The sequence below is a fragment of the Burkholderia aenigmatica genome (genome assembly GCF_902499175.1).
Taxonomy (GTDB): domain Bacteria; phylum Pseudomonadota; class Gammaproteobacteria; order Burkholderiales; family Burkholderiaceae; genus Burkholderia; species Burkholderia aenigmatica.
Map to the genome: position 1 here is coordinate 1 of NZ_CABVQC010000119.1, position 10,531 is coordinate 10,531.

General features: G+C 66.4%; 9 protein-coding genes. 8 read left to right on the plus strand and 1 reads right to left on the minus strand.

Annotation, left to right across the window (positions count from 1 at the left end; translation table 11 throughout):
* The 4 genes from BDO18943_RS41550 to metH all read left to right on the plus strand — a co-directional run.
* Window positions 1-916, plus strand: a 916-nt coding sequence (locus BDO18943_RS41550) for a DUF3108 domain-containing protein (protein WP_175026617.1), incomplete at its 5' end; no start/stop codon positions are given.
* Window positions 917-1,160: 244 nt separating this feature from the next.
* On the plus strand, window positions 1,161-1,418 hold the full coding sequence (locus BDO18943_RS41555; RefSeq protein ID WP_006477667.1) for a BTH_I0359 family protein: 258 nt from the start codon (window positions 1,161-1,163) through the stop codon (window positions 1,416-1,418).
* A 201-nt stretch (window positions 1,419-1,619) separates the two neighbouring features.
* Window positions 1,620-2,687, plus strand: coding sequence for a homocysteine S-methyltransferase family protein (locus tag BDO18943_RS41560; protein WP_175026618.1), 1,068 nt, complete (start codon window positions 1,620-1,622; stop codon window positions 2,685-2,687).
* A 41-nt stretch (window positions 2,688-2,728) separates the two neighbouring features.
* On the plus strand, window positions 2,729-5,446 hold the full coding sequence (metH, locus tag BDO18943_RS41565) for a methionine synthase (protein WP_175026619.1): 2,718 nt from the start codon (window positions 2,729-2,731) through the stop codon (window positions 5,444-5,446).
* A 92-nt stretch (window positions 5,447-5,538) separates the two neighbouring features.
* Here the strand turns inward: metH and BDO18943_RS41570 are convergent, their stop codons facing one another.
* Window positions 5,539-5,862, minus strand: a complete 324-nt coding sequence (locus BDO18943_RS41570; RefSeq protein WP_043187107.1) for a DUF1840 domain-containing protein — start codon at window positions 5,860-5,862, stop codon at window positions 5,539-5,541.
* A 200-nt stretch (window positions 5,863-6,062) separates the two neighbouring features.
* On the opposite strand from BDO18943_RS41570, the gene argS reads away from it, so the two are divergent.
* From argS to BDO18943_RS41590, 4 genes are all read left to right on the plus strand, one after another.
* Window positions 6,063-7,844 (plus strand): arginine--tRNA ligase, encoded by a 1,782-nt coding sequence (gene argS, locus BDO18943_RS41575; protein WP_175026620.1) that lies wholly within the window; start codon window positions 6,063-6,065, stop codon window positions 7,842-7,844.
* A 92-nt stretch (window positions 7,845-7,936) separates the two neighbouring features.
* Complete coding sequence (locus tag BDO18943_RS41580) at window positions 7,937-8,860, plus strand: SPOR domain-containing protein (protein WP_175026621.1); 924 nt, start codon at window positions 7,937-7,939, stop codon at window positions 8,858-8,860.
* A gap of 69 nt (window positions 8,861-8,929) precedes the next feature.
* The gene (locus BDO18943_RS41585) at window positions 8,930-9,568 is read left to right on the plus strand and encodes a thiol:disulfide interchange protein DsbA/DsbL (RefSeq protein WP_011353364.1); all 639 of its coding nucleotides are present in this window, start codon (window positions 8,930-8,932) and stop codon (window positions 9,566-9,568) included.
* A gap of 19 nt (window positions 9,569-9,587) precedes the next feature.
* Complete coding sequence (locus tag BDO18943_RS41590) at window positions 9,588-10,361, plus strand: SDR family oxidoreductase (protein WP_043187101.1); 774 nt, start codon at window positions 9,588-9,590, stop codon at window positions 10,359-10,361.
* The last annotated feature ends 170 nt before the right edge of the window (window positions 10,362-10,531 follow it).

Below are 10,531 nucleotides of genomic sequence, written 5' to 3' on the forward strand. Positions count from 1 at the left end.
CGTGCCGGGCGCGTCGGGCGCGCATGCCGCGTCGGCCGCCGGCGCCGCCAGCGCCGCGACGCCGGGCCCCGCGACACAAGGCGTGAAGTTCACCGCACCGCCCTCCGGCGACCTGCAGTACGACACGTTCTACAACGGCATGCAGAACATGATCGGCACGATCCGCTGGCGCACCGACGGGCGTACCTACGACCTGTCGGTGTCGATGCCCGTGCCGTTCGTCGGCCCGTTCACCTATCGCAGCGAAGGCCGCATCGACGCGTTCGGCGTCGCGCCCGACCGCTACGTCGAGAAGCGCGGCAAGCGGCCGGAAGACATCGCGATCTTCAACCGCGAGATCCGGCAGGTCGTGTTCACGCGCACGCCGAACAATGCGCCGCTGCCCGACGGCGTGCAAGACCGCTTCAGCATGCTGATGCAACTGTCGGGGCTCGTGCGCGGCAATCCCGCCGCATACAAGCCGGGCGTCACGCAGCAGTTCTTCGTGATCGACAACAACAGCGGCGAGACCTGGCCGATCACCGTGATCGGCGACGAGCAGGTGCAGACGCAGACCGGCATCATCAACGCGCGGCACTTCATGCGCCTGCCTCGACGCGACGGCGACACGCGCCGGATCGACATGTGGCTCGCGCCGTCGCTCGGCTGGCTGCCCGCGCGGCTCGTGCAGACCGAACCGAACGGCGCGCAAATCGAGCTGTTGTGGCATGGCCGGCTCGCGGCGCCGGGCGCGCCGTCCGATGCGGAATCCGCAGACGGCGCCACGCATGCGCCCGACGGTGCACCGACGCCCGATGCATCGGCCGCACCGGCCGCGGCACCGGCACAACCCGCGCCGCCGGCCACCGTGCAACCGCCGGCACAACCGGCTGCACCGCCTGCGTCATCGCCTGTCACATCACCTGTCACACAGTGAACTCACGCGCGATTCGGCAATTTCGACCGATTACAGATTTCCTTGAAATCGCCGATGACACTCTTTAACAACTATTTCAGTCCACCGGCCGACAATAGGAAACGTTTCATAGACATCGGCTTCTAACCGATACACCCCATGCAGACGGGAACGGGGTGTGCAGCGCAAGCCCCTTGAAACCGGCAAGGCTCGCCCCACCTAGGGGACAACAAGGCCAGATGCCACTGCGAAGAGGAGTGCCGCCATGCAAATGATCTACAACAGCCCCAACTACTGCGTCGTCGAATTCGCGCCGCAGGCCGGCCACCACCTGATGAATGCCGGCGGATATGAAATCGTCGACAAGAACGCGCAGCGCGAAATCTTCATCGACGGCGAACTTGCCGAACGATTCCGCGCGCACGTGAAGCAGTTGATCGAGGATGAACCGTCGCTCGACGAAGTCGACGAATTCCTCGGACAATTCGACAGCCTGATGATGATGCCCGTCGTGCTGCACTGACGACCCGCGGCCCGGCGCCTCGCGCGGCCGGGCCATTCGCCGCGCAACGACGCGGCGCCGCGAGCACTCCGATCATGCCCCCGCCCGGTTCGCCGTGCGGGGGTTTTCATTTGGCGGCCCACCGGCGCGGCGCCAGGCCGGGCGGGCCCCAGGCGCACCGGCTACAATGACGGTTTTCCCGTCTTCGCCGGTCCTTCGCCCATGTCTGCGACTCCTCTCGCCGCTTCCGTCCCGCTCGACGCGCCCTACACGCGCGGCGCCGCTCTGCCCGCGCTGCTGACATCGCGCATCCTGATCCTCGACGGCGCGATGGGCACGATGATCCAGCGCTACAAGCTCGACGAAGCCGCGTATCGTGGCGAGCGCTTCAAGGATTTCGCGCGCGACATCAAGGGCAACAACGAACTGCTGTCGATCACGCAGCCGCAGATCATCCGCGAGATCCACGACCAGTACTTCGCGGCCGGCGCCGACATCGTCGAGACCAACACGTTCGGCGCGACGACCGTCGCGCAGTCCGACTACGAGATGGAAGATCTCGTCGTCGAGATGAACATCGAATCGGCAAAGCTCGCACGCGAAGCGGCCGAGAAATACGCGACGCCGGACAAGCCGCGCTTCGTCGCGGGCGCGATCGGACCGACGCCGAAGACAGCGAGCATCTCGCCGGACGTCAACGATCCCGGCGCACGCAACGTCACGTTCGACGAGCTGCGCACGTCGTACTACCAGCAGGCGAAGGCGCTGCTCGATGGCGGCGTCGACCTGTTCCTCGTCGAGACGATCTTCGACACGCTGAATGCGAAGGCTGCGCTGTTCGCGCTCGACGAGCTGTTCGAGGACACCGGCGAGCGCCTGCCGATCATGATCTCGGGCACCGTCACCGATGCGTCGGGCCGGATCCTGTCGGGCCAGACGGTCGAGGCGTTCTGGAATTCGCTGCGCCACGCGAAGCCGCTCACGTTCGGCCTGAACTGCGCACTCGGCGCGGCGCTGATGCGCCCGTACATCGCCGAGCTCGCGAAGCTGTGCGACACCTACGTGTCGTGCTACCCGAACGCGGGCCTGCCGAACCCGATGGCCGAGACGGGCTTCGACGAAACGCCGGACGTCACGTCGGGCCTGCTGAAGGAATTCGCGCAAGCCGGGCTCGTGAACCTCGCGGGCGGCTGCTGCGGCACGACGCCCGAACACATCGCCGAGATCGCGAAGGCGCTCGCCGACGTGAAGCCGCGCCGCTGGCCGAACCAGTACAGCGACAACGCCTGACCCGACCGCCCACGTCCTTCATCACCAGAATTCGCACCGCCATGACCGATCACATGATGCGCCTTGCCGGCCTCGAGCCGTTCAACGTCACGCCCGGGACGCTCTTCATCAACGTCGGCGAACGCACCAACGTCACCGGCTCGAAGGCGTTCGCGCGCATGATCCTCAACGGCCAGTTCGACGAGGCGCTCGCCGTCGCGCGCCAGCAGGTCGAGAACGGCGCGCAGGTGATCGACATCAACATGGACGAGGCGATGCTCGATTCGAAGGCGGCGATGGTGCGCTTCCTGAATCTCATCGCATCCGAGCCGGACATCGCACGCGTGCCGATCATGATCGACTCGTCGAAGTGGGAAGTGATCGAGGCGGGCCTGAAGTGCGTGCAGGGCAAGGCGATCGTCAACTCGATCTCGCTGAAGGAAGGCGAGGACGCGTTCCGCCACCACGCGCACCTGATCCGCCGCTACGGCGCGGCGGCCGTCGTGATGGCGTTCGACGAGACCGGCCAGGCCGACACCTACGAGCGCAAGATCGAGATCTGCACGCGCTCGTACAACTTCCTCGTGAACGAAGTCGGTTTCCCGCCGGAAGACATCATCTTCGACCCGAACATCTTCGCGGTCGCGACCGGCATCGAGGAGCACAACAACTACGCGGTCGACTTCATCGAGGCGACCCGCTGGATCAAGCAGAACCTGCCGCACGCGAAGATCAGCGGCGGCGTGTCGAACGTGTCGTTCTCGTTCCGCGGCAACGACCCGGTGCGCGAGGCGATCCACACCGTGTTCCTGTACCACGCGATCCAGGCGGGGATGGACATGGGCATCGTCAACGCCGGCCAGCTCGGCGTGTATGCCGACCTCGACCCGGAGCTGCGCGAGCGCGTCGAGGACGTGATCCTGAACCGCCGCGACGATTCGACCGACCGCCTGCTCGAGATCGCCGACAAGTTCAAGGCAGGGGGTGCGAAAAAGGAAGAGAACCTCGAGTGGCGCAACCAGCCGGTCGAGAAGCGGCTCTCGCATGCGCTGGTGCACGGCATCACGAACTTCATCGTCGAAGATACCGAAGAAGTGCGCGCGAAGATCGCCGCGGCCGGTGGCCGACCGATCAACGTGATCGAAGGGCCGCTGATGGACGGGATGAACATCGTCGGCGACCTGTTCGGCCAGGGCAAGATGTTCCTGCCGCAGGTGGTGAAGTCGGCGCGCGTGATGAAGCAGGCGGTCGCACACCTGATCCCGTTCATCGAGGAAGAAAAACGCCTGCTCGCGGAAGCGGGCGGCGACGTGCGTGCGAAGGGCAAGATCGTCATCGCGACCGTGAAGGGCGACGTGCACGACATCGGCAAGAACATCGTGTCGGTCGTGCTCCAGTGCAACAACTTCGAAGTCGTCAACATGGGCGTGATGGTCCCGTGCAACGAGATCCTCGCGAAGGCGAAGGTCGAGGGCGCGGACATCATCGGGCTGTCGGGCCTCATCACGCCGAGCCTCGAGGAAATGGCCTACGTCGCGTCGGAAATGCAGCGCGACGACTACTTCCGCGTGAAGAAGATCCCGCTGCTGATCGGCGGCGCCACGACGTCGCGCGTGCACACGGCCGTGAAGATCGCGCCGCACTACGAAGGCCCGGTGGTCTACGTGCCGGACGCGTCGCGCTCGGTGTCGGTCGCGTCGAGCCTGCTGTCCGACGAAGGCGCGACGAAGTACCTCGACGAGCTGAAGTCCGACTACGAACGGATCCGCGACCAGCACGCGAACCGCAAGGCGCAGCCGATGGTCACGCTCGCCGACGCGCGCGCGAACAAGACCAAGGTCGACTGGGCGGGCTACCAGCCGGTGAAGCCGAAGTTCATCGGCCGCCGCGTGTTCAAGAACTACGACCTGAACGAGCTCGCGCAGTACATCGACTGGGGCCCGTTCTTCCAGACCTGGGACCTCGCGGGCCCGTACCCGGCGATCCTGAACGACGAGATCGTCGGCGAATCGGCGCGCCGCGTGTTCTCCGACGCGAAATCGATGCTCGCGCGCCTGATCCAGGGCCGCTGGCTGACCGCGAGCGGCGTGCTCTCGCTGCTGCCGGCAAATACCGTCAACGACGACGACATCGAGATCTACAGCGACGAGTCGCGCTCGGAAGTGCTGCTCACGTGGCGCAACCTGCGCCAGCAGAGCGTGCGCCCGGTGGTCGACGGCGTGATGCGGCCGAACCGCTCGCTCGCCGACTTCATCGCACCGAAGGAATCGGGCGTCGCCGACTACATCGGGATGTTCGCGGTAACGGCCGGCCTCGGCGTCGACGTGAAGGAAAAACAGTTCGAAGCCGACCACGACGACTACAGCGCGATCATGCTGAAGGCGCTCGCCGACCGCTTCGCGGAAGCCTTCGCGGAAGCGATGCACGCCCGCGTACGGCGCGAGCTGTGGGGCTACGCGAGCGGTGAAACGCTCGACAACGAAGCGCTGATCGCGGAAAAGTACGCGGGTATCCGCCCGGCACCCGGCTACCCGGCCTGCCCCGACCACCTCGTGAAGCGCGACATGTTCGACGTGCTGCGCGCGGACGAGATCGGCATGAGCGTGACCGACTCGCTGGCGATGCTGCCGGCTGCGAGCGTGTCGGGCTTCTATCTCGCGCATCCGGACAGCACCTACTTCTCGGTCGGCAAAATCGGGCAGGATCAGCTCGAGGACTACGCGCAGCGCATGGCGCTGTCGCTCGACGACGCGCGCCGCGCGCTCGCACCGCAGCTCTGATCACCCCGTTTTCATCAGACAAAATAAAAAGCCCGCTCGGAAGCGGGCTTTTTCTTGTCTTACTAACCTTTCGTACTGCCGGGCAAGGAAGCTCAGAAACCCCAGTGCACGTCGGCCTGGCCGGCCTTCGCTTCGCGCAGCATCGTGAGGAACGGCGCGACGCGCTGTGCCAGGCTCGGCGGCACTTCGTGGTGCGAGTGGTCGGCTTCGTCCTCGTGGAAATGGCCGGCATGCTCGGCGCGTTCCTGCTTCGCCTGCGCGACCGCGCCTTCCAGCTTGGCGATCGCGTGGTCCAGCTCGTCGTGCGTAATCACACCGCGCTCGCCCAGCTGCTTGCCGACGAGACCCAGCACATACACGGCGAAATCCTTCAGCACGTCGAGATCCTGTGCCGCCTTGCTCTTGAACGTAATCATGACAATTCCCTTTTCATCTTGTTGTGCCTGCACAGCGCGGTTGGGGAACGCCGGCAGACCGGCGTCCGGCCTCGCGGACACGGGCCGCCTGAGCGGCATATTAGCACCTGTTAAAATTCTGCGATCCCTGAAACGCGCGCTTAAAAAGCGTGCCGGCGGGCCGGCGTTTCCGGCCGCCACCAACGAAGCCTTCTACCAGCATGCTGCCAGCACACAAACAGACCCTCGAAGCCCTGCTCGCGGATAGCGTCAAGCAGGTCGCACACGCGCTGAAAGGCGCCGACGCCGCGTTCGTCGCCCCCGCCATCACGCTGGAGCGCCCGAAGGTCGCCGCGCACGGCGACGTCGCGTGCAACGTCGCGATGCAGCTCGCGAAGCCGCTCGGCACGAACCCGCGCCAGCTCGCCGAGCAGATCGTCGCCGCCCTCACCGCCCAGCCGGGCGCGCAAGGCCTCGTCGAAGCCGCCGAGATCGCCGGCCCCGGCTTCATCAACCTGCGCCTGTCGGCCGCCGCGAAGCAGGCGGTGATCGCCGCCGTGTTCGACCAGGGCCGCGCGTTCGGCACGTCGGATCGCGAGAAAGGCAAGCAAGTGTTGCTCGAATTCGTGTCGGCCAACCCGACCGGCCCGCTGCACGTCGGCCACGGCCGCCAGGCCGCGCTCGGCGACGTGCTCGCGAACGTGATCGCGAGCCAGGGCTACGCGGTGCACCGCGAGTTCTACTACAACGACGCGGGCGTGCAGATCGGCAACCTCGCGATCTCGACGCAGGCGCGCGCACGCGGCCTGAAGCCGGGCGACGCGGGCTGGCCGGAAGCCGCGTACAACGGCGAATACATCGCCGACATCGCACGCGACTTCCTGAACGGCGAAACGGTCGCGGCGTCGGACGGCGAGCCGGTCAAGGGCACGGGCGACGTCGAGGATCTCGACGCGATCCGCAAGTTCGCGGTCACGTACCTGCGTCGCGAGCAGGACATGGACCTGCAGGCGTTCGGCGTAAAGTTCGACCAGTACTACCTCGAGTCGTCGCTGTACAGCGAAGGCCGCGTCGAGAAGACGGTCGACGCGCTGATCAAGGCCGGCATGACCTACGAGCAGGACGGCGCGCTGTGGCTGCGCACGACCGACGAAGGCGACGACAAGGATCGCGTGATGCGCAAGTCGGACGGCACGTACACGTACTTCGTGCCGGACGTCGCGTACCACGTGACGAAGTGGGAGCGCGGCTTCACCAAGGTGATCAACATCCAGGGTTCGGACCACCACGGCACGATCGCGCGCGTGCGCGCGGGCCTGCAGGGGCTGCACATCGGGATCCCGAAGGGCTACCCCGACTACGTGCTGCACAAGATGGTCACCGTGATGCGTGACGGCCAGGAAGTGAAGATCTCGAAGCGCGCGGGCAGCTACGTGACGGTGCGCGACCTGATCGAATGGTCGGGTGGCGCGGCGGCGGGCCAGGAAGCGGCGCCCGACCTGATCGACGAAGCGACCATCACGCGCGGCCGTGACGCGGTGCGCTTCTTCCTGATCTCGCGCAAGGCCGATACCGAGTTCGTATTCGACATCGACCTCGCGCTGAAACAGAACGACGAAAACCCGGTCTATTACGTCCAGTACGCGCACGCGCGGATCTGCTCGGTGCTCAACGAGCTGAAGTCGCGCTACAACGTCGACGTCGCGCAGCTGCCGGGCGCCGACCTGTCGCAGCTGACGAGCACGCAAGCAGCGTCGCTGATGCAGAAGCTGGCCGAGTACCCGGACATGCTCACGCACGCGGCCAACGAACTGGCGCCGCACGCGGTCGCGTTCTACCTGCGCGACCTCGCTGGCGAATTCCACTCGTTCTACAATGCGGAGCGCGTGCTGGTCGACGACGAAGCACCGCGTAATGCGCGCGCCGCGCTCCTCGCCGCGACCCGGCAGGTGCTCGAGAACGGTCTGGCGGTGCTCGGCGTGTCCGCGCCCGCCAAGATGTAACGCAGCAAGCGGCCCGAATCGGGCAGCGAATGGCCGCGGCAGGAGCGCCCGCCGCGGCCTTTTCACGATTCTTTTTGCAGGTGACTCAAGCAATGGCACAACCACGCCGAACTTCGAAGCAATCGAAACAAGCCGGAGGGACATTTCTTGGAATCGTGCTGGGCCTGATCGTCGGCCTCGCGATCGCCGTGGTGGTGGCGCTCTACATCACGCGCTCCCCGTCGCCGTTCGTGTCGAAGGTCGCGCCGCCGCCGGCCGACAACGGCGCGAGCCAGCCGCAGCAGTTCGATCCGAACCGCGCGCTGCAGGGCAAGACGCCCGGCCAGCCGGTGCCGCAGGCCGCGCAGCCCGCGCCGCCGAACACGGCGCCCGGCCAGGCCGCGAACCAGACCCAGGGCGGCCTGCTGCCCGAACCGCAGATCGTCGAAGTGCCGCCGTCGGCCAACGGATCGAGCGGCTCGAACAATACCGGCAGCTCGAACGGCACGACCGCGTCGAACAATCCGTCGTCGGGCAACGGCGTCGCCGTCGCGCCGAAGCCGGCCGACACCACGCCGCCGCCGAAGAAGACGCAGCAAGCGCAGCAACAGCAACAACAGCGCCCGCAGCAGCAGTCAGGCGGCGAGGACGACCTCGCGCGCTTCGCCGCGCAGAAGCAAGCCCAGCAAGCCGCCGCGCAAAAGCAGCAACAGCAGCAACTGGCCGCGAACACGCCGAAGCCGACCTCGTCGGCCACGGCCGCCGCGGCAGCGAAGCCGCCGACCGCGAACGATGCGAATACCGGCTACTTCCTGCAGGTGGGCGCGTACAAGACGGAAGGCGACGCCGAGCAGCAGCGCGCGCGCCTCGGCTTTCAGGGCTTCGAGTCGAAGGTGTCGAAGCGGGATGTCAGCGGCGTGACCTATTTCCGCGTACGCGTCGGCCCGTTCTCGAAGTTCGAGGAGATGAACTCGGCCCGCCAGCGCCTGTCCGATGCAGGTGTCGACACGGCGGTGATCCGTTTCACGAAGCAGTAAGCAACCGGCCGAGCCCACTCAGAACCCGTTACGTTCCGTAACCCGAGCAACTGATTCGACGTTCACAACATGAAAAAACTGCTTAGCACGCTCCTTCTGTCCCTGGGCCTGGCCGCCGGTCTCGCGCAGGCTTCGCCCGCCGCGCCGGTGGCCGGCAAGGACTTCGAGGTGATGAAGTCGCCGCAGCCGGTGTCCGCGCCGGCCGGCAAGGTCGAGGTGATCGAGTTCTTCTGGTACGGCTGCCCGCACTGCTACGAATTCGAGCCGACGATCGAGGCCTGGGTGAAAAAGCAAGGCAACAACATCGACTTCAAGCGCGTCCCGGTCGCATTCCGTGACGATTTCGTCCCGCACTCGAAGCTGTTCTACGCGGTGTCCGCGCTCGGCATCTCCGAGAAGGTCACGCCGGCGATCTTCAACGCGATCCACAAGCAGAAGAACTACCTGCTGACGCCGCAGGCGCAGGCCGACTTCCTGGCCACGCAGGGCGTCGACAAGAAGCAGTTCATGGACGCGTACAACTCGTTCAGCGTGCAGGGCGAAGTGAACCAGTCGGCCAAGCTGCTGAAGGACTACGCGATCGACGGCGTGCCGACGGTCGTCGTCCAGGGCAAGTACAAGACGGGCCCCGCTTACGCGAACAGCATCCCGGGCACCGCCCAGGTGCTGGACTTTCTCGTGAAGCAGGTTCAGGACAAGAAGCTCTGATCCCCGCCCGCGCGCCGGCATGACTACTCCGCTGAAGGTCTTCATCACCGGCGCATCGAGCGGCCTCGGCCTCGCGATGGCCGAGGAATACGCCCGCCAGGGCGCCACGCTCGCACTCGTCGCGCGACGCACCGATGCCCTCGATGCGTTCGCGCGGCGCTTCCCGAAGCTGTCCATCTCCGTCTATTCCGCCGACGTGCGCGATGCCGACGCGCTCGCGACGGCCGCCGCGTCGTTCATCGCGACGCACGGCTGCCCCGACGTCGTGATCGCGAACGCGGGCATCAGCCAGGGCGCCGTCACGGGCCAGGGCGATCTCGCGACGTTCCGCGACGTGATGGACATCAACTACTACGGGATGGTCGCGACGTTCGAGCCGTTCGTCGGCCCGATGACGGCCACGCGCCACGGCACGCTGGTCGGTGTCGCGAGCGTCGCCGGCGTGCGCGGCCTGCCCGGCTCCGGCGCGTACAGCGCGTCGAAATCGGCAGCGATCAAATATCTCGAAGCGCTGCGCGTCGAGTTGCGGCCGGCCGGCGTCGGCGTCGTGACGATCGCGCCCGGCTACATCCGCACGCCGATGACCGCGCACAACCCGTACCGGATGCCGTTCCTGATGGACGCCGACCGCTTCGCCGCGCGTGCGGCCCAGGCGATCGCGAGACAGCGCGCGTTCCGCGTGATTCCGTGGCAGATGGGTGTCGTCGCGAAGGTGCTGCACGTGCTGCCGCGCTGGCTGTACGACCGACTGTTCGAAAAGGCACCGCGCAAGCCGAAGGCCGGCGCACACTGACGCGCCAGCGAGCCGCCGGCCTGCGAAGCTTCGCGGGCCGTCTCTCCGTCTCTCCGTCTCTCCGTCTCTCCGCATCACCGCATCACCGCATCACCGCTTCTCCGCTTCTCCGCTTCTCCGCTTCTCCGCTTCTCCGCTTCTCCGCTTCTCCGCTTCTCCGCTTCTCCGCT

Coding starts and splice junctions, on each gene's coding strand:
- BDO18943_RS41555 (WP_006477667.1), top strand. CDS start 1,161: ATGCAAATGATCTACAACAGCCCCAACTACTGCGTCGTCGAATTCGCG.
- BDO18943_RS41560 (WP_175026618.1), top strand. CDS start 1,620: ATGTCTGCGACTCCTCTCGCCGCTTCCGTCCCGCTCGACGCGCCCTAC.
- metH (WP_175026619.1), top strand. CDS start 2,729: ATGACCGATCACATGATGCGCCTTGCCGGCCTCGAGCCGTTCAACGTC.
- BDO18943_RS41570 (WP_043187107.1), bottom strand. CDS start 5,862: ATGATTACGTTCAAGAGCAAGGCGGCACAGGATCTCGACGTGCTGAAG.
- argS (WP_175026620.1), top strand. CDS start 6,063: ATGCTGCCAGCACACAAACAGACCCTCGAAGCCCTGCTCGCGGATAGC.
- BDO18943_RS41580 (WP_175026621.1), top strand. CDS start 7,937: ATGGCACAACCACGCCGAACTTCGAAGCAATCGAAACAAGCCGGAGGG.
- BDO18943_RS41585 (WP_011353364.1), top strand. CDS start 8,930: ATGAAAAAACTGCTTAGCACGCTCCTTCTGTCCCTGGGCCTGGCCGCC.
- BDO18943_RS41590 (WP_043187101.1), top strand. CDS start 9,588: ATGACTACTCCGCTGAAGGTCTTCATCACCGGCGCATCGAGCGGCCTC.